The sequence below is a fragment of the Novosphingobium sp. SG751A genome, assembly GCF_013149295.1.
Lineage (GTDB): Bacteria > Pseudomonadota > Alphaproteobacteria > Sphingomonadales > Sphingomonadaceae > Novosphingobium.
Window position 1 is genome coordinate 230,021 of record NZ_JABGCB010000006.1, and the last position, 18,878, is coordinate 248,898.

An 18,878-nucleotide genomic window follows, 5' to 3' on the forward strand; every position below is an offset into this window, starting at 1 on the left:
TGGGGGCCTTGGCAAAGGCCCCCACGCCGGTCAGCCCTTGGGCACGGTTTTGAGATAATCGCCCATATCGTTGCGAAAGCCGGTCCATTCCTTCCATTTGAAAATGTCGGGCGTGTGGCTTTCCAATGATCGGCGCGCGGCGGCGGGGATCTCATCAAGGCCGCTGATCTTGGCCCCATAGGCGCGGCCCCATGTGCGGCCCGATGTGGTTTCGGCCCGTCCGCCCATGCCCAGCCATGGGTGCCATGTTGCCATATTCTGGAATGTGCAGAAGGCAGGCGCGTTGGTCAGTTTTTCATTGAAGGCGTCCTGCGCCCGCGCCCCATAGGTGGCGTGACTTTCCCAGAAAATGGTCTTGCCCGCCGAGAGATGCGGATAGGCATCGGGCGTGGCGGCATTGGGAAAGGCCGCCGAGGAGGATGTCGGCACGATCACCATGTCGCCCAGTTCTTCCATCGGCAGCACCACCGGGTTGAGATCGGCGCCCTTGGTGACGATCCCGTCCGGGCCGATGGCGACACTGAAAGGGCCGCCGTAGAATTGCCAGACCTTGCGCTTTTCGCCGGTGATGGGGTTTACCCATTCGTCGAGCGGCTCGTCGGTGTTGAACCGGCAATAGACCCCGGCCTCATAGGTCCGCGATTCATACTGGTTGCCGGGCAGGGGCGTCCATTCCGACACGTTGAGGTGGTTCATCGTGAAGAAGGGGATCAGATTGCCATCGCCGCTGTAGCCATAGATGTGCAGGCGATAGAAGATGAATACCGTTTCGCGTGCGCAGGAACCGATCACGCGGGCGCGCATCCGGGCGCGGGCGGCCGGGTCGTTCAGATCGGGCCTTGCGCCTTTGACGATGGCCGGGGCGGCCAAGGCGGCGGGCGTCAACAGCCCCATTCCGGCGGCGGGCGCGGCGGCGAGCAGGTTTCGGCGGGACAGATGATTCATGGTTTTCAGGCTCCCTTGGCGATTATCGGCCCCCCGCCACATCCAGCGTGGTGCCCGAGATATAGCTGGCCTCGTCGCCGGCCAGGAACAGGATGGCGTCGGCCACCTCGCGCGGCGTGCCCAGCCGGTGCAGCGGCACCATACGGCTGGGGGCATATTCTAGGCCCTGTTCGTCCATCGCGCGCAGGTATGGCCCCGCCAGTTCGGTATCGATGGGGCCGGGGGCTACGGCGTTGATTGTAATCCCGCTGTCGCCAAGTTCGATGGCCAGCGCGCGGACAAAGCCGATCACCCCGGCCTTGGCGGTCGAATAGGGGGCGGCGCCGGCGTAGAAGGCGTTCCACACCGTTCCGTTTCGCGCGCCCGAGGACAGACACACGATCCGCCCATAACCGCGCGCCGCCATGCCCGGTACGGCGGCGCGGGTGCACAGGAACATCGAGCGCAGGGACAGCGCCATCGTCTGTTCCCAATCGTCGAGCGAGAGATCAGCGATCCGCCCCGAACGCCCGCCGCCGACATTGTTGATCAGAATGTCGAGCGGGCGCCATTCGAGCGCCGCCCTGAACAGATCGGCCACCTGCGCTTCGCTGGTGACATCACAGGGTATGAGCAGATGCGGCGAACCGCCCAGCAGGGCAGCGGTTTCGCGCAACCGCTCCTCGTCGCGGTCGGCAAGGATGACCGCCGCGCCCTCTTCGGCAAGGCGCAGCGCGGCGGCGCGGCCGATGCCCAGACCCGCGCCGGTGATAAGGGCGGTTCTGCCGCCCAGTCGTGATTGGCTCATGGCGGGCAGGCTATGGAAGGCGCGGGCGCATGGGCGCGCTTTGCGCGGTCTATCCGATGGGCGGAATTGTGGCGATCGGTCGTTGCAGAGCGGGGAGCAGGAGGCGCAGCCTTGGTCCATGATCGCATTGGACAATGGTTTCGAGGAAGTGGTGGCCATCGTGGCCGATGCCGGGGCAAGCGCGGCCCGGCTCTGCGCGGCCACGGGGTTTGTGCCTCTGGCGCAGGGGCCGGTCGATGGCGGGGCGCTGGCGCTGCTGGGCCTGACGGGCGGCGCGCGTGAGGTTCTGATCGGCCATCCCGGCGTGGCGCGCGGGCGCATTCGGCTGATCGAGGTGGAAGGCCCGGTTGCGGGCCTGAATCGCGAGGGCGGGCAGGCATGGGACCCGGGGGGGATTTTTGACATCAACCTGCGCGCCCTGCCCGATATCGAGGCTTTGCAGCGCGCGCTGGTGGCGCAGGGCTTTGTCGCCCATGCGCCGATCACCGACTGGGATTTCGGCCCGCTGGCCGTACGCGAGGTGGTGAGCAGCGATGCCGATGGAATATGTATCGCGCTGATGGAGCGGGTACGCCCGCCCCTGCAGGGCTATGACGGCGTTTCGGGGCCAGCCAGTTTCGTGTTCAATTCAACGCAGGTCGTGCCCGATTTCGAGGCGGCGCGGCATCTCTATCGCGATTGCTTCGGCTGGTTGCCGGTACAGGAAACACAAGGCGTGGCGGCGCAGGAAAGCGGGGCCAACTGCATGGGATTGCCCGAGGGGATCGCCGCGCAGATCCCGATGCAGATCGGCATCTATCACCCCGAAGGGCGGATGGAGGGTTCGGTTGAGATCATCGGATATGGCGTGCGCGGCCATGATTTTTCCGACCGCGAACCGCCCCTGCGGGGATGGGCTTCGCTGCGCTTTCCCGTCACCGATCTTGAGGAGTTCATCGAGCGCGCGGCGCAGGGCGGGTGCCGGATCATCGGGCCTGTGATGGCGCAATGGGCGCCTCACCCCGCCGGATTGGCCGCCGCCGCGATCACCCCATGGGGCGCGCGGCTGGAGGCTTTTCAATCGGGGGTCAAAGACCGCTGAGATAGGCGAGGGCTTCGGCCTCGTCGATCACATCGGCATATTTGGCGTTCATGTCGAACAGGTTGGCCTCATGCGGGCCGGAATGCCGGTCGCCGCAGGCGTCGGCAATGACGGCGGTCTTAAACCCGTGACTCATCGCATCGACGCAGGAGGCCCGCACGCAGCCGCTGGTGGAAAGCCCGGTCAGCAGCACTGAATCCACGCCCATCGCCGTCAGCGTGCTGGCCAGCGAAGTGCCGAAAAAGGCGCTGGGATATTGCTTGGGGATGACCAGCTCGTCCTCGAAGGGTTCGAGTCCCGGTCCCCATGCGGCCATCGGATGGCCCTTGACGAAATAGCGCAAGGGCGCGGCCTTTTCGAAAAAGCGCCCGCCATCCACGCCGCTGGCATGATATTGCACACAGGTCAGGATGACCGGAACATTGGCCTTGCGCGCCACTTCGCGCACGCGCAGCGCGCTTTCGATGGCGTCAAAGACGGGCTGGCCGCAATAAAGATCGCAGTCCGGTTCGAAATAGGCGCGGCAAAAGTCGATCATCACCAGCGCGGGCTTTTTCCCGAAACCTACGCGGGTGTTATAGGCGCGCTTGTAATTTTCGAGCAGGTCGTCGCTCATGATGCATCATCCTCGGCATAGAGCCATGGCACGCTGGCCTTCTGGCGTGTTTCAAATTCGGCAATCGCGCCGGAATATTGGTGCAGCAACACGGCGGTTTCATCCCAGCCGTTGAGCAGGGCCAGCTTGCGCTCGGGCGCGATGTCAAAGGCAAAGGCGCGATTGCCCACGGTCAGGCTCTGGGTTTCCAGATCGACGGCAAAGGTCTGCTCGGTCTGGGCCGCGACCATCAGTTCGGTCACCGTTTCGGCGGGCAAGGTGATGGGCAGGATGCCGTTGCGCTGGCAATTGGAATGGAAAATCTCGCCAAAGCCCGCCGCGATGATGCAGCGCACGCCAAGCCCCGCAATCGCCCAGACCGCCTGTTCGCGGCTGGAACCGGAGCCGAAATTGGCTCCCGCGACGATAAAGGGGGCGGCGTTGAACGCGGCCTGATTGAGCACGTAATCCGCGATTTGCGCACCATTGGCATCAAACCGGCGGTCATGGAACGCATAGCGGCCCAGCCCCGCCTTGGCAGTGATCAGCAGAAAGCGCGCGGGGAAGATGATGTCGGTGTCGATATTCTCTTCCGGCATCGGGGCGGCATGGCCCGACAGGGCGGTGAAAGGCTGGCTCATGCGACATACTCCCGCACATCGGCAATATGGCCCGCGATGGCGGCGGCGGCGGCCATGGCCGGACTCATCAGATGGGTGCGACCGCCCGGACCCTGGCGGCCCTCGAAATTGCGGTTGCTGGTGCTGGCGCAGCGCTCGCCGGGTTTCAGACGGTCATCATTCATCGCCACGCACATTGAGCAGCCCGCAAGGCGCCATTCAAAGCCCGCCTCGATCAGGATGCGGTCAAGCCCTTCGGCCTCGGCGGCGGCGCGGGTGGCGGCAGAGCCCGGCACGACGATGGCCTTGATGCCGGGGGCCACCTTGCGGCCCTGTGCAATGGCGGCGGCGGCGCGAATGTCCTCGATCCGGCCATTGGTGCACGAACCGATGAAGGCATGGGTGATGGCAATGTCGGTGATGCTCTGGCCCGGAGCCAGCCCCATATAGGCCAGCGCCTTTTCCGCCTGACGCCTCGCCGGTCCTTCGTCCAGCGCGGCGGGATCGGGCAGGGCGGCATCGATGGGCAGCGTCTGATCGGGCGTTGTGCCCCAGCTCACCTGCGGCACCAGCGCGCCCACATCGAACTCGATCACGCGGTCATAGGCGGCATCGGGATCGCTGGCCAGATCGCGCCATGCGGCCACGGCCTGATCCCACAGCGCCCCCTTGGGCGCCAGACGGCGGCCCTTGAGGAAGGCAAAGGTCACATCATCGGGCGCGACAAGGCCCACCCGGCTGCCTGCCTCGATCATCATGTTGCATAAGGTCATGCGCTCGGCCATGCTCATCGAGCGCAGGGCCGGGCCGGTGAATTCCACCGCATGGCCCGCCGCGCCATCCGCGCCGATCTGCGCGATGATGGCAAGGGCAATGTCCTTGGCAAAGACCAGCGGGTGGCGCGTGCCGGACAGGTCGATCCGCATGGTCTTGGCCCGCTTCTGGCGCAGGCATTGCGCGGCCATCACCGTGCCTTGCTCGGACGCGCCAATGCCAAAGGCCAGCGCGCCAAAGGCGCCATGCGTGGTGGTATGGCTGTCGCCGCACACGATGGTGGTGCCGGGCAGGGTAAAGCCGCTTTCCGGGCCGATCACGTGGACAATGCCCTGTTCGGCCCCGTCCAGTTCGGCATAGGGCACGGCAAAATCGCGGACATTGGTTTCCAGCTCGGCAATCTGCGAGGCGGCCTGCGCGTCCTCGATCGTGCCGTGGCGGATACCATCGGCGCGCGGGGATCGCGTGGGCACGGCATGGTCGACCACGGCAATATGCGTTTGCGGACGACGCAACCGGCGCCCCGCCTCGCGCATGGCGACAAAGGCCTGCGGGCTGGAGACCTCATGCAGGATCTGGCGGTCGATATAGAGCAGTGTCTCGCCGCCGGGCAATTCGGCCACGGCATGGGCGTTCCACAGCTTTTCATAAAGCGTGCAGGCGGTCATTGTCGGATCATTCTCAAAGTTTGGGGGTGCCGGCCTCGACATAGGCGGCGATCAGTTGGGCAAAGCGGTCGCCCACCTCCAGCGGGGGATAATGGCCGACATCGGGCATCAGCACGCGGCTGATCGTGGCGTTGGACAGATATCGCGCGATATGGTTGGCCGCGATTTCGGGCAGCAGCGGATCGGCAGCGCCCCACAGCAGCATGGTCGGCGCCTTGACCTTGGCCATTTCCACCGTCGCCTGTTTGCCATCGCCAATGCGGGCGACCAGCGCGATGGGGTACTTCTCTGGCGTGCGGCGATTGAAATCGTAATACTCATCGCGGGTTTTCTTGCTGATCCGCTTGGGATCGCCTGCGAAATAGCCCAGATAATCGTCCCAATAGGGGCGGTCGTTAAAGCCCTGATTGGCCTTGGCGCGGGCGATCCCGTCAACGAAGCTCTTGGGCATGACCAGATGGCTGGTATCGACCGGATCGCTGGGCGTGTTCGACAGGATCAGCCGTTCGACCAGTTCGGGGCGCTTGGCGGCCAGATACATGCCCATCGTGCCGCCGCTCGACACGCCGACAAACGTTACCTTTTTGACCTTGAGCGCATCGAGCAGCCCTTCGGCGATCTCGACCGGCTGGACATTCTGCGCGACTTCATCGGAGATCCGGCCCGACAGGCCATAGCCGGGAATGTCGAAGCGGATGATGCGATAGCGCGATTTCAGCCGCGCGGTAATCACATCCCATGTGCGCAGTGTCGAAACCGAGCCATGGACCATATAGAGCACCGGCGCCCCGCGCGGGCCTTCATCCTTGTAATGGACCTCAACGCCCTTGATCGTCATGAAGCGACTGGCCGCATCGCGGTATTTGGCGCGCAATTGTTCGACCGAGAGATAGGGGTGGGCGGCGGCCGCAGCGGGCGCGCTCTGCCCATGGGCCAGGGGCGACATCACGCAGGCCGCCAGCATCGAGCCGACCAACAGAACCGGGCGCAGGCACTTCATCGCTTTCTCCACCATTTATAACAGTCCTGCGCCTTATCAGCGCGCGCAGGCTTTGCCACAAGGCGGCAGGTCCCCGACGGCACAGGCCCCCTTTGCGTGAGGCATGATGATGGCAATCTGCGAGGATTTCCGAAACGGAAAGTGCGCTATCCGACAGGTGGTGACGGGCCGGGGGTGGATCGACAGGGCGGTGGCCAGAGTGTGCATTGCGGGCAGGCATTTCGTGGAGTTTGAAGATGGGCGTTGACCGGCGCGGATTTACCCTTGGCCTTGGCATTGCGGGCCTGATGGCGGCCACGCCCGCGATAGCGCGCGCGGCGGCCAAGGCGGCCAAGCCTGCAGCCCCGCGCGGCACCGATGTGATCGTGCTGGGCGCGGGGATTTCGGGGCTGAACACGGCATGGCTGCTTGAACAGCAGGGGCTGAAAGTCACCGTGCTGGAGGGCCGCAGCCGCGTGGGCGGGCGGATCATGACGCTGATGGACCAGCCCGGCTATCCCGAAATGGGCTTCAACTCGATGGCCGAAGGCTATGGACGCGGCATTGATGCGGCGGCGCGCGCGGGCGTGGCGCTGGAAGAAGTGGGCGCGCGCTATCGCATCGGCGGGGCGCCGGGGCTCTATATCAACGGCAAGCTGCTGAGCCGCGAGGAATGGGCGCGCCATCCGGGCAATCCTTTTCCCGATGCGATGAAGACCTTTATGCCCGCCGAGCTGGTCAATGTGCTGATCGCCAGGAACACGCGGCTCAAAGACTGGACCCAATGGGCCGACGCGGCCAACGCCCCGCTCGACATCTCGCTCTATGAATGGCTCAAAGCGCAGGGCCTGTCGGATCAGGCGATCCATCTGGCCAATGATGTTTCGCCCTATTACGGCAGCAATGCCTATGACGTTTCGGCGCTGATGCTGGAATATAACGACGGCTTTGTGAAGGCGCAGATCGCGACGGGGATCAAGTCGCTGGCGGTCAAGGGGGGCAATCTCAATCTGCCCATCGCCATGGCCAAGATGCTCAAGGGCGACCTGTTGTTTGGCAAGGAAGTGGTGGCGATCGAGACCTCGCCGACCAATGCCACGGTCACCTGTGCCGATGGTTCGGTGCATCAGGCGGGGCGGGTCATCTCCTCGCTGCCTTTTTCCACGCTGCGCCATGTGCATGTGATGCCGGGCCTTTCGGGTGTTCAGGCGCGGGCCGTAGCCACCATGCCCTATCAGCCGCTCTCCATCGCTTTCCTGACGGCCACCGCGCCGTTCTGGGAAGAGGACAAGGCTGCGCCCGGCATGTGGACCGATGGCGTGACCGGCGTGGTGACGCCCCAGCGTTTCGGCGCAACGCCTGAGGAAATCACCGGCTTTACCGTGCAGGCGCGCGGCGCCATGGCCCATTATTGGGACGCGATGGGTAAAGAGGCTGCGATGGCCACGATCATCGCGGGGATCGAGGCGATCCGCCCATCGACCAAAGGCAAATTGCGCGGCGCGGCCTATTTCAGCTGGGTGGGTGAACGCTTCAATCAGGGCGACTGGGCCTATTTCAGCCCCGGACAGGTGGCGGGCGTGATGAGCGAATTGTCCAAGCCGGCCGGCCGCCTGCATTTCTGCGGCGAGCATACCGCCACCGGCGCGCGCGGATTGGAAGGCGCGCTGGAATCCTCCGAACGCGTCGCGCTCGAGGTGCTGTCGGCCTGATGCGCATTTGTTCGCATTGCGGAGAGTCAATCCTTGCCGATGGGCGTGGAGGCTCAATAATGTTTGTGTCGCACCATATTTTGCCAAGCGAGTAACGTCTCATGGAATATGATTACATTCCCCTTCCCGCCCGCCAGCCTTTGAAGTGGCCCAATGGCGCACGGGTCGCGCTTATCCTGACCTTCAACCTTGAGACGTGGGATCTGACCAAGGACAGCGACAAGCCCTATTATGCGGGCGGGCCGGCGATCCTGCCGGATTCGCTGCCGGCCAACACGCCCGATTTCCCCAATTTCACCTGGCGCGAATATGGCCAGCGGGTGGGCATCTGGCGGCTTTATGACCTGTTCGACGAACTGGGCGTCAAGGCGAGCTGCACCACCAATGCCGTGACGTTTGAGCGGCGCAAGGCGATGACCGATGCCTGCCTCGAACGCGGCTGGGAATTGCTGACGCATAATTGGGAGCAGGGCGAACTGCTGACCAGTTTCGCGCATCAGCCGGAAAAGGAGCGCGACATCATCCTGCGCAGCCTCGACCAGTTCGAGAAATATACCGGCCGCAAGTCGAAGGGCTGGCTCTCCTCGTCCCTGCGCGGCACGATGCAGACGGCCGACATTCTGGCCGAATATGGCTGCAAATTCTACTGCGACATCATGAATGACGATCAGCCCTATTTGCTGAAGACCCCGAATGGTCCGATCGTCTCGGTACCTTATTCGAATGAAATCAACGATTTTACCTTCATCACGCGCAAGAATTTCACCACAGACCAGTTTCGCGACGCGCTGATCGAGGAACTCGACGTGCTCTATGCCGAGGGCGCCAAGACCGGCCGGATCATGAATGTCGGCCTGCATCCGCATGTGTCGGGTCGCGCGCATCGCGTCCGGGCGCTGCGCGAATTTATCGAACATGCCAAGAGCCTGCCCGGCGTGTGGTGGGCCACGCGCGAAGAGATCGCCGAATGGTATCTGGCCAATCATGAGAGCCACATCCCCGGCCAGCTTGAAGGCGGTGCAAAGTGAGCAAGCCGCAGACCATCCTGATCGTTGGCGGCGGCGTGGCGGGCATGACCGCCTCGGCCGCGCTGGCCCAGCAGGGTTTCAAGGTGACGCTGCTCGAATCCGCGCCCCAGTTCGGCGAAATCGGCGCGGGTCTGACCCTGACGCCCAACGCGATGAAGGGGCTGGATTTCATCGGCATCTGCGAGGAAGCGGCAGCGGTTGCCGTCGAACCCACCCGCCAGCGCATCCAGCACTGGCAGGATGGGCGCACGCTGGTGGCATTTGACCGCTCGACCCAGCGTGAGAAATATGGCGCGCCCTACATCACCGTTCACCGGGCTGATCTGCACGGGGTGATGACAAGCGCGGCGCAGCGCGCCGGGGTGGAAATGATCGCCGGGGCGCAGGTCGTTTCGAGCGAGGGAACCACCGTGACGCTCGCCGACGGGCGGCAATTCAGCGCGGATGTTCTGGTCGGCGCGGATGGCGTAAAGAGCGTTATCCGCCAGCGCTTTGGCGATGATGCCCCGCATTTCACGGGCCATGTCGCATGGCGCTGCCTGGTGCCGGTGACGCCGGAAATTCAGGATCTTTCCGATTTCCCCGGCATCATCATCGGCCCCGGCGCGATGATGAACCGCTATAATGTGCGCGGCTCGAAGGTGATGAACTTCGTGTTCTTCGCCCGGCAGGAAGGCTGGAATCAGGAAGGCTGGACCACGCCCGCCGATCCCGAAGAACTTCAGGCGATCTATGGCCATTGGTGTGAGGATGCGCAGCGTCTGCTCAAAGCGGCGATTGCACAACCCCTGTTCAAATGGGCGATCAACGCCCGACAGCCGATGCCGACCTGGGTTCTGGACGGCAATGTCACGCTGATCGGTGATGCGGCCCATGCGATGACGCCTTTCCTTGGCCATGGGGCGGCCTGCGGGATCGAGGATGCGGTGGCGCTGGCCCGCGCGCTGGCTGCCTCGGATTCCGCCGCCGAGGGCCTTGCTCGCTATGAGAAAGCGCGCCACGAACGCGCCACGTTCATCCAGCAGGAATCGAACGCCAATGCCGATCGCATGCAGGGCCAGAACACCGATTTCTTCGGCCTTGAAGGTATGAAGGACGAGGAATCGCTCGGCCTGTTTCTGTATGATCCGCGGGAAGTTGAAGTATGAACGTGCTGCCCTTTGATGGCCACGCCATCGCGCCGCAAACCGCCGCCTTTTTGGGCGGGCAGCATCGGTTGCTGATCGACGGCGCATGGGTCGACGGCAGCGGCGAGCATGTCACGCGCGACCCGGCGACGGGTCTTGAACTGGCCCGTTTCGCCACCGGCGGCGCGGCCGAGGTTGACGCCGCCGTCGCCGCCGCCCGCCGCGCCTTTCATGGCGCATGGGGACGGATGACGGTTTCGGACCGCACCGCGATCCTGTTCCGCCTTGCCCGGATCATGGAGGCCAATGCGCAGCTTTTGACTGAGCTGGACATTGTCGACAATGGCATGCCCGGTTTTATTGCGGGGCTGACCACGGCCAATTGCGTGGAAATGGTCGATTATTACGCAGGTGCCGTGATGCGGATCGAGGGCACCACCACCGCCCCGCCGCGCCACATCGCCGCCGAGACCGAGGCGTTGACCTATACCCTACGCGAGCCGGTGGGCGTGGCGGGGCTGATCGTGCCGTGGAACGTGCCGCTTTCCACCGCGATCCTGAAGCTGGCGCCTGCGCTGGCGGCGGGCTGCACCGTGGTGATGAAGCCGAGCGAGGAAACCCCGCTCTCGGTGCTGGCGCTGGGGCAGATGATCCTGGATGCCGGTTTCCCGGCGGGGGTTGTCAACATCGTCAACGGCTTTGGCGCGGATTGCGGCGCGGCGCTGGCGGCCCATCCGGGCGTGGACAAGATCAGCTTCACCGGATCGACCGTGACCGGCAAGAAGATTGTGCAAGCGGCTCTCGGCAACCTCAAAAAGGTAAGTCTTGAACTGGGCGGCAAGTCGCCGGTGGTGGTGATGCCGGACGCGGATCTGGCGCTGGCCGTGCCGGGCGTGGCGCTGGCCACCTTCTTCCTTCAGGGCCAGAACTGCATGGCGGGCACGCGTATCTTTGCGCATGAGGCGATCCATGACGAACTGGTCGAGGGCGTGGCGGCGTTCAGCGCGGGCATGAAGCTGGGCCATGGATTGGACCCGGCCACGATGCAGGGACCGATGATATCGGACGTCCACAGCGCCAAGGTGATGGGCTACATCGAGGCGGGCAAACAGGCGGGCGCTACCCTGGTCTGCGGCGGGGAAAAGCTGGATCGTCCCGGCAATTTCATCCCGCCCACGATCTTTGCCGATTGCCGCCCGGATATGTCGATCGTGCGCGATGAAATCTTTGGCCCGGTGATGGCGGTCCAGAAATTTGCCACCACTGATCTGGACGCGATTGCGGAGCTTGCCAATGACACGCCCTTCGGCCTGTCGGGCAGCGTTTGGACGCGCGATCTGTCCACCGCGCATCGCATGGTCAAGCGCATCCGCTCGGGCCACGTCTCGATCAATTGCCATGGCGCGGTGGGCACGAACATTCCCTTTGGCGGCTTTGGCCAATCGGGATGGGGCCGCGAATTTGGCCGGGAAGGGCTTGAAGCCTATCTCGAAACCAAGGCCGTTACGGCGCGGCTGTAATCGGAAAGGGGCGGGGTTATTCCCGCCCCTTTTTTATGCGCTGCCCACCGGGGCGCCATTTGACAGATCGTGGCTGATGGCCGCAGCGGTGGCTTTCAGATCGTCCAGATAGCGTTCGAGCGCGGTCGACAGTTTCATCGCGGCCACGAAGAAAGCCAGCGTGATCGCCGCTTCGAAATGGCCGTTGCGAAACACCGGTACGGCGATGGACGATGTCTTGCCCGGTGTCAGATTGTGGTGATTGCGCCCCTGCACGGCATAGCCTTCCGCGCGGATGCGTTCGACATCGAGGCCGACCTCTGCCGTAGCCAGATAGTTGAGGTCGATATCCTGCGACACGCGCATGAAGCGCAGGATCATCTCGCGGTCCTCATCATCGGCAAAGGCCATCGACACTTTGCCCGAGGCGCTGTCCAGAATGGGCAGGGTGAAGCCGGGATAGTAATGTTCGAAGGTCAGCGAGGAGTTGGCATGGGTGGAATCGCGCAGCATCATGTCGCGCCCCACCCGGATCGCCACCGACACCGGCCAGCCCACCCGCCGCGTCAGCGCGACAATATGGGGCCGCGCGATGCGCACCAATTCATCGTCATGCTGAAACCCGGTGGCCAGCGTCTGCACCAGCGCGGTGGCGCGGTAACGCTTGCGCGCCGGTTCCTGCTCGATCAGGCCCTCATACAACAGCGTCTGCACGATGCGGCAGGCGGTGGGATAGGGCACCTGGCTCGCCTTCGCGATTTCCATCATCGAAAGCGAGCCGTGACGATTGATGGCTTTCAGCGCGGCGATTGACCGCGTGATCGACCGAATGGGAACACCCTTTTCCATGACCGTTTCTCCCGTGAAACTCTATTGTCGCCAGAGTGTCAGGAGATTGTCATTTTTCCGAAAAGGACGCCAGTTTATCCGACAGGCGGATACGCATTCTGACGTATATCCATTTACGCCCCCGGAATGATCACCTGCCGAATGGCTGCTCCGCTGGCCAATTTGTCCATCAAGGCATTGATTTCGGACAGCGGGCTGATCGAGGTGAGCAGCTTTTCTACCGGCAGGCGCCCCGCGCGCCACAGGGCGACATAGCGCGGAATATCGCGTGAGGGGATCGAGGAACCCATATAACTGCCCATCAAAGTCTTGCCATCGGCCACCAGGCTGAGCGCGTTGATGGAAAGCGACTCGGACGGATTGGGCAGGCCGACCGTTATGATACGCCCCCCGCGCCGCGCGGCCTGATAGGCTGTGGCCAGCACGGCGGCCTTGCCCACGGTTTCGACAACCACATCGGCGCCGCGCGCGGGTTCTTCCTCGCCCGGCGCAAAGGCGCCCGCCGCACCCAGTTCGAGCGCCAGCGCGCGCTTTTCCGCGCTGGGGTCGACCGCATAGACCGGCTGCGCACCGCAGGCCAAAGCGCCCAGCAGCGCGGCAAGGCCAACCCCGCCAAGGCCATAGATCAACACACTTTCGCCGGGGCGTACGGCGGCGGTGTTCATCACCGCGCCAACGCCGGTCAGCACCGCGCAGCCGAACAAGGCGGCGGTTTCGGGTGGAATGTCTGCATCCACCTTAACAACGCTGCGGCGGTCCACGACGGCATGGCTGGCAAAGGCCGAGACACCGAGGTGATGATGGACATGCGCGCCATCACACGACAGGCGATGCCCGCCGCGCATCAATTCGCCCCGCCCGTTGGCCGCCGCGCCATTGGGGCAAAGGTAGCCCTCGCCCGACTGACACGCGACGCATTGGCCGCAGGAGGGCAGGAACACCAGCACCACCCGGTTGCCCACCGCGATCCCGCGTTCATCAGGATCGCCAAGGGCCAGCACCGTCGCCGCCGCCTCATGCCCCAGCGCCATCGGCATCGGACGGGGGCGATCCCCGTTGATGACCGACAGATCCGAATGGCACAGGCCCGCCGCATCAATCCGCACCAGCAATTCGCCGGGCAGCGGATCGGCCAGTTCGACCGATTTCACGTCCAGCGGCTTGCCCGTGCCATAGGGGGCGGGGTTGTTGCCGCTCTGGTTGAGCACAGCGGCGGTGATGGTGCGGGTGTTCATGGTCTTACTTCGCCCACTTCTTTTCAAAATCCCAGACTTCGTTAAAGCCGATCAGGCCGCAGAATTCCTTGAAATTGAAAATGCCTTCCGGCTCGCCAATGCCGTGATCCTTCAGATCGCGCAGGCACTTTTCCATGGCCGTGGCCGCCACCAGCGAGGTCAGCGAGGGATAGATGGCATAGGCATAACCGATCTCTTCCAGAACGCTGGCATTGGGGATGGGGGTCGAACCGCCATTGGCCATATTGGCCATCACCGGCTTGTCAAACAGGGCGCAGGCCTTGGCCATTTCCTCTTCGCTTTCCAGCGCTTCGGGGAAGATGACATGGGCGCCGGCCTTGTCATAGGCTTCCATGCGGCGCATCAGGGCGTCGAAGCCTTCGCTCTGGCGCGCGTCACTGCGGGCGATGATCAGGAAATCCTCGCTCTCACGTGCGGCAACGGCGACCTTGATCTTGTCGACCATGTCTTCGACCGGGATGCAGCGGCGGAAGGGCGTGTGGCCGCACTTTTTGGGGAATTCCTGATCTTCCAGCTGGATGCAGGTGACGCCTGCGGCCTCATAGCCCTTGACCGTGTGATGGACGTTGAGCAGCCCGCCATAGCCGGTGTCGCCATCGGCGATCACGGCAGAATTGCTGGTACGCACCAGCGTGGTCATGCGGTTGAGCATTTCGGTATAGGTGGCGATGCCAGCGTCCGGCAGGCCCCATGCGCTGGCGGTCAGCCAGTAGCCGGTGCCATAGACGATGTCGAAGCCGACCTTGTTGGCGATGGCGGCAGTGATCATATCCTGAATGCCGGGCACGACGAAAAATTTGCCGCTTTCCAGCTTTTGGCGAAGGATGGGATTGGCCATTATGTTCTTCCTGCGATTTTTGTGCGGCCCCGAAAGCATGTGCCTTCGGGGCCGGATAGGTTAGGCGATGGTGGCCCACTTGGGCGCCTGCGGCGCGGGCAGGCCGGTTTCAGCAAGGCAATTGGCCCGCAGCGTTGCGAGGTCCGGGCCAAAGTTGAAGGTCTCGATGGGCCCGCGCTCGGCACGCATTTTGGCGCGCAAGGCGTCCGTGGCGGCGGCATCCACCACCCCATCGACCAGCACCACGCCATAGCGCAGCGCCCCCTTTTCGGTGACCAGCCCCTGCGTCAATTCCTTGGCCAGCAGCGCGGGATCGCGGTCGAGCGGGTCGCCCCAGCCGCCGCCGCCCCAGGTGATGAAGTGCAGGCGGTCGCCCGCCTCGACCGGATAATCCTCCAGCTTGTTGCCGACGACGATCTCGGTGCCGTCCTTCTTGACCAGAACCTTGCGCGCGCGCGCGCCCGGTTCGCCGCCGTTCACGCCCCATGGCGGCACGAACCAGCGGTCGTCATGGATGGCGATCACACCGTCCTCAAGGAAGCGATAGACCATGTCGATGCCATTGCCGCCACGATGCAGGCCCGCGCCGCCCGAATCGGCCACTGTTTCATAGCGCTCAATGATGAGCGGGAAGTAGCGTTCGAGGAACTCGTTGGGCACATTGGTAAAGCCGGGGAAGAGCGAATGCCCGTCCGGCCCGTCGCCCATCGGGCGGCCCGGAATGCCGCCAAAGCCGATCTGGAACAGCTGGAACCACTTGCCTGCCTTGTCCGTGCCGGCATAGAACAGGTGTGGGCTGGACGAGAAACCGGCGGCGTTGAGGAATTCAGGCGTTTTCTGGCCCAGCAGGCCGCCCAGAATGTCGAACAACCGGCCCAGAACGTGGGTGCGCCCCGACAATGCGGCAGGGAACTTGGGCTTGAGCAGCGAACCTTCGGGGATGCGCACATCGATGAGGTCGTAATAGCCGTCGTTGAACAGGATCTGCGGATCAAAGATCATGATCATATAGATGCCGAAGAACATGCGCATCATGTTCTCGTTCAGGAACATGTTGATCGAGGCCTTGGACTGCGGATCGGTGCCGTCGAAGTCGAGGACCACGCGGCCATCTTCGCGCCACATCGTGCACTTGATCTTATACGGGCCATAGCCCATGCCATCGTCGCAGATATAGTCTTCGAAGCTGACCTTTTCCTCGCCGATCGAGGTTTCGATCAGATGCTTCATCGCGCGATAATTGCGATCCAGCAGCAGGTCCGTCGCCGAGGTGAACATGTCGTCGCCAAAGCGGGCGGCCATTTCCACCACGCGGGCGGCGGCCACGCGGCAGCTTGCGATCAGCGCGTTAAGGTCCGCCTTGCACCAGTCGGCCGTGCGGCTCTGATGCATGACCAGCTTGATGAGATCCTCGTTATAGACGCCCTTCTTCCAGATCTTGACGGGCGGGATGCGCACGCCTTCCTGAAAGATCGAGGTGGCGTGGATCGGCATCGATCCGGGCACCATGCCGCCAATGTCGCTCTGATGGCCGAACATCGAGGTATAGGCGATCAGACGCCCATCCTTGAACACGGGCAGCAGCACCAGCCAGTCGTTGCAGTGCGAAATAGCCCCGCCCACCGAATAGGGGTCGGAGAGGAAGATCAGATCGCCATCCTCGACCGTGCCCTCGAAGCCTTCGAGGAAGGGGCCGATGTACGAACCGAACTGGCCCACGATCATGCGGCCCTGATAGTCGGCGATCAGCGGGAAGGCGTCACCCTGTTCGCGGATGCCGGGCGACATGGCGGTGCGCACCAGCGTGGCATCCATTTCGATACGGGCATTGCGCAGCGCGTTTTCGATGATGTCGAGTGTAACCGGATCTACGGCCACGGTGGCGAAAGGCGTTTCATTGGCCTGAATGATCTGTGCGGGCATGTCTTTGCCTCCTTCTCAGGCGAGGTTGATGAGGATGTTGCCGACGTGATCGACGGTGCCGTTGCAGCCCGCTTCGATCAGCGTGGTGGAGTCCATTTCGACGACGATGGCGGGGCCGGGGATGACATCGCCCGATTGCAGCAGCGCGCGGTCATAGATTGCGGCGGGCACCATCGCGCCATCGGCCCACAATTCGTGGTCGCGGATCTTGGCGCGGTCCAGATTGCCGTCCGATGCGGGCAATTCGGGCGCGGGCAGATCGAGCGCAGGCCCCATGGCCACCGCGCGCAGGTTCACCAACTCATGGGCCGAATCCATGTTGAAGGTGAAGAGGCGCAGGTGTTCGGCATCGAAACGGTCGGTGACCGCCTTGAGGCCATCGCGACGCAGCGTTTCCGGGTCGATGGAGAGCGGCACTTCGAAGGCCTGACCTTCATAGCGCACGTCCAGTTCGAACTGGCTGGTGATGTCGGCCTCGTTGATCCCTTCGGCCAGCAGTTCGGCGCGGGTCTGGCGCGCCATTTCGTCGAGAACGGCGATCACGTCTTCCTCGGCCGTATCGGCCACGCGCTTGGAGAAGCTGCGCGCCGTTTCCGTCCGCATCCGCGTGGTGGCATCGCCCAGCGCGCAAAGCACGCCCGGCGAGACCGGCGAGACCGCAGGCCACGAACCCATCAGGCGGGCAACCGCGTTGACATGGAGCGGACCCGCCCCGCCAAAGCCCATGAGCGCGAAGTCGCGCGGGTCATAGCCCTGCTGAACCGAGATCATGCGCAGCGCGCCGAACATGTTCTCGTTCACAATGTCGATGATGCCGCGCGCGGCCTCCATCAACCCGATGCCCAGCGCGTCGGCAATAGTCTGCACCGCCTTCTTCGCGCCCTCGCGGTCAAGCTGGAACGTGCCGCCCAGCAGGTTTTCGGGCAGATAGCCCAGCACCACATTGGCGTCGGTCACCGTGGGCAGCGTGCCGCCCTTCTGATAGGCCACCGGACCGGGAACAGCGCCCGCCGATTGCGGACCCACGCGCAGCGCCTTGGTCAGTTCAGGCACATAGGCAATCGAGCCGCCGCCCGCGCCCACGGTCTTCACGTCCAGAGCCGAGGCGCGAACCTTGAGATGCCCCACTTCGGTGTCGCGCTGGCGGCGGGCCTCAAGCCCTTCGATCAGCGCCACGTCGGTGCTGGTGCCGCCCACGTCCAGCGTCAGGATGTTCTTGATGCCCGCATTGCGGCCCACCCAGATCGCGCCGGTCACACCGCCCGCAGGACCCGACATCAGGAGCGAGACAGGATGCTCTTCCGACTTTTCAGACGACATCAACCCGCCATCCGAACGCAGCAGCGAAAGCGACCCGGCCATGCCCGCCCCGCGCAGCTTGTCGCGCAGGTTGCGAACATAGCGGCGCATCACCGGGCGGACGCTGGCATTGGCAACGGTGGTCAGCGTGCGCTCATATTCCTGCATTTCGGGCAGGACTTCGTGGGAGAGCGAGACGGGCACATCGGGCATGATTTCAGCCGCCAATTCGCCCACACGCTTTTCATGCGCGCCGTTGAGATAGGCATTGACCAGCGAAACCGTCAGCGCCTGAACGCCTGCATCGCGCAATTGCGTCAGCACGGCGCGGATTTCGTCCTCGTCGATGGGGCTGATTTCCACGCCATCGGCATCCATGCGTCCGGCAATTTCCAGCGTGTCCTGCAGCGCGGCCAGCGGTTCGGGCTTGGGCCACACGATCCAGCCCGCAAGGCCGCCCGGTACAAAGGACCGCGCGATCTGCATCACCTGACGATAACCCTGCGTGGTGATCAGGCCCACCCGCGCGCCCTTGCCCTCCAGCACGGCATTGGTGGCCACCGTCGTGCCATGCAGGAAGAATTCCACATCCGAAGGGCTGATCCCGGCCTTGTCGCAAATCGCGGTCACGCCGTTCAGGATGCCTTCCGAACTGTCATGCGGCGTCGAAGGCGTCTTATGGCGCCAGAATTTGCCGCTGGTCTGGTCGAAAAGCAGGAGGTCGGTGAAGGTCCCTCCAACGTCTACACCCAATCGGTAGGTCATATTTTCCCCGGCTTCCTTTGGTTTCATGTGCCGGCGGCTTTTGGCCTGGGGCCTTGGCCTGCCGGTTCCAGATGCTCTAAGGCTGTGACGTGATCGTCAGCGCCAATGGGGTGAAGGCGTAACGCAATCGCCG

The 18,878-nt window shown here is 63.7% G+C and carries 16 protein-coding genes; 5 read left to right on the top strand and 11 right to left on the bottom strand.

Translation table 11 applies throughout. From position 1 onward, the window contains the following. Positions 1 to 30: 30 nt before the first annotated feature. Both FHW96_RS10225 and FHW96_RS10230 read right to left on the bottom strand, forming a co-directional pair. Positions 31 to 945, bottom strand: coding sequence for a DUF1838 family protein (locus tag FHW96_RS10225; RefSeq protein ID WP_172340459.1), 915 nt, complete (start codon positions 943 to 945; stop codon positions 31 to 33). Between the two features lie 22 nt (positions 946 to 967). Continuing rightward, positions 968 to 1,732: an SDR family NAD(P)-dependent oxidoreductase gene (locus tag FHW96_RS10230; protein WP_172340460.1), complete on the bottom strand. Its 765-nt coding sequence runs from the start codon at positions 1,730 to 1,732 to the stop codon at positions 968 to 970. A gap of 118 nt (positions 1,733 to 1,850) precedes the next feature. Between FHW96_RS10230 and FHW96_RS10235 the strand changes: the two genes are divergently transcribed. Further along, complete coding sequence (locus FHW96_RS10235) at positions 1,851 to 2,813, top strand: hypothetical protein (RefSeq protein WP_172340461.1); 963 nt, start codon at positions 1,851 to 1,853, stop codon at positions 2,811 to 2,813. Here the strand turns inward: FHW96_RS10235 and FHW96_RS10240 are convergent. The 4 genes from FHW96_RS10240 to FHW96_RS10255 are packed head-to-tail and all read right to left on the bottom strand — an operon-like array spanning position 2,800 to position 6,485. Next, complete coding sequence (locus tag FHW96_RS10240) at positions 2,800 to 3,429, bottom strand: isochorismatase family protein (protein WP_172340462.1); 630 nt, start codon at positions 3,427 to 3,429, stop codon at positions 2,800 to 2,802. The genes FHW96_RS10235 and FHW96_RS10240 overlap by 14 nt on opposite strands. After that, positions 3,426 to 4,049, bottom strand: a complete 624-nt coding sequence (leuD, locus tag FHW96_RS10245) for a 3-isopropylmalate dehydratase small subunit (protein ID WP_172340463.1) — start codon at positions 4,047 to 4,049, stop codon at positions 3,426 to 3,428. Before leuD ends, FHW96_RS10240 begins: the two co-directional genes overlap by 4 nt. Next, positions 4,046 to 5,470: a 3-isopropylmalate dehydratase large subunit gene (leuC, locus tag FHW96_RS10250; RefSeq protein ID WP_172340464.1), complete on the bottom strand. Its 1,425-nt coding sequence runs from the start codon at positions 5,468 to 5,470 to the stop codon at positions 4,046 to 4,048. Before leuC ends, leuD begins: the two co-directional genes overlap by 4 nt. A 13-nt stretch (positions 5,471 to 5,483) precedes the next feature. Continuing rightward, a complete protein-coding gene (locus tag FHW96_RS10255) occupies positions 5,484 to 6,485 on the bottom strand; it encodes an alpha/beta fold hydrolase (protein WP_253950862.1) in 1,002 nt (333 codons plus the stop codon). Positions 6,486 to 6,706: 221 nt separating this feature from the next. Here FHW96_RS10255 and FHW96_RS10260 point away from each other — a divergent pair, with 221 nt between their 5' ends. From FHW96_RS10260 to FHW96_RS10275, 4 genes are all read left to right on the top strand, one after another. Further along, positions 6,707 to 8,161, top strand: a complete 1,455-nt coding sequence (locus FHW96_RS10260) for an NAD(P)/FAD-dependent oxidoreductase (RefSeq protein WP_172340465.1) — start codon at positions 6,707 to 6,709, stop codon at positions 8,159 to 8,161. Positions 8,162 to 8,262: 101 nt separating this feature from the next. Then, the gene (locus FHW96_RS10265) at positions 8,263 to 9,189 is read left to right on the top strand and encodes a polysaccharide deacetylase family protein (RefSeq protein ID WP_172340466.1); all 927 of its coding nucleotides are present in this window, start codon (positions 8,263 to 8,265) and stop codon (positions 9,187 to 9,189) included. Continuing rightward, entirely contained in the window at positions 9,186 to 10,337 is a 1,152-nt protein-coding gene (locus FHW96_RS10270) for an FAD-dependent monooxygenase (RefSeq protein WP_172340467.1), read from the top strand. Before FHW96_RS10265 ends, FHW96_RS10270 begins: the two co-directional genes overlap by 4 nt. After that, on the top strand, positions 10,334 to 11,836 hold the full coding sequence (locus FHW96_RS10275) for an aldehyde dehydrogenase (RefSeq protein WP_172340468.1): 1,503 nt from the start codon (positions 10,334 to 10,336) through the stop codon (positions 11,834 to 11,836). Before FHW96_RS10270 ends, FHW96_RS10275 begins: the two co-directional genes overlap by 4 nt. A gap of 33 nt (positions 11,837 to 11,869) precedes the next feature. Here FHW96_RS10275 and FHW96_RS10280 read toward each other — a convergent pair whose 3' ends face one another. The 5 genes from FHW96_RS10280 to FHW96_RS10300 form a co-directional block, all read right to left on the bottom strand. Further along, on the bottom strand, positions 11,870 to 12,664 hold the full coding sequence (locus FHW96_RS10280) for an IclR family transcriptional regulator C-terminal domain-containing protein (protein WP_172340469.1): 795 nt from the start codon (positions 12,662 to 12,664) through the stop codon (positions 11,870 to 11,872). A gap of 113 nt (positions 12,665 to 12,777) precedes the next feature. Then, a complete protein-coding gene (locus FHW96_RS10285; RefSeq protein ID WP_172340470.1) occupies positions 12,778 to 13,899 on the bottom strand; it encodes a zinc-binding dehydrogenase in 1,122 nt (373 codons plus the stop codon). A gap of 4 nt (positions 13,900 to 13,903) precedes the next feature. Next, complete coding sequence (locus tag FHW96_RS10290) at positions 13,904 to 14,758, bottom strand: oxaloacetate decarboxylase (RefSeq protein ID WP_172340471.1); 855 nt, start codon at positions 14,756 to 14,758, stop codon at positions 13,904 to 13,906. A 60-nt stretch (positions 14,759 to 14,818) separates the two neighbouring features. Further along, entirely contained in the window at positions 14,819 to 16,681 is a 1,863-nt protein-coding gene (locus FHW96_RS10295; RefSeq protein WP_172340472.1) for a hydantoinase B/oxoprolinase family protein, read from the bottom strand. Positions 16,682 to 16,696: 15 nt separating this feature from the next. Beyond that, complete coding sequence (locus FHW96_RS10300) at positions 16,697 to 18,745, bottom strand: hydantoinase/oxoprolinase family protein (protein ID WP_172340473.1); 2,049 nt, start codon at positions 18,743 to 18,745, stop codon at positions 16,697 to 16,699. Positions 18,746 to 18,878 lie beyond the last annotated feature (133 nt).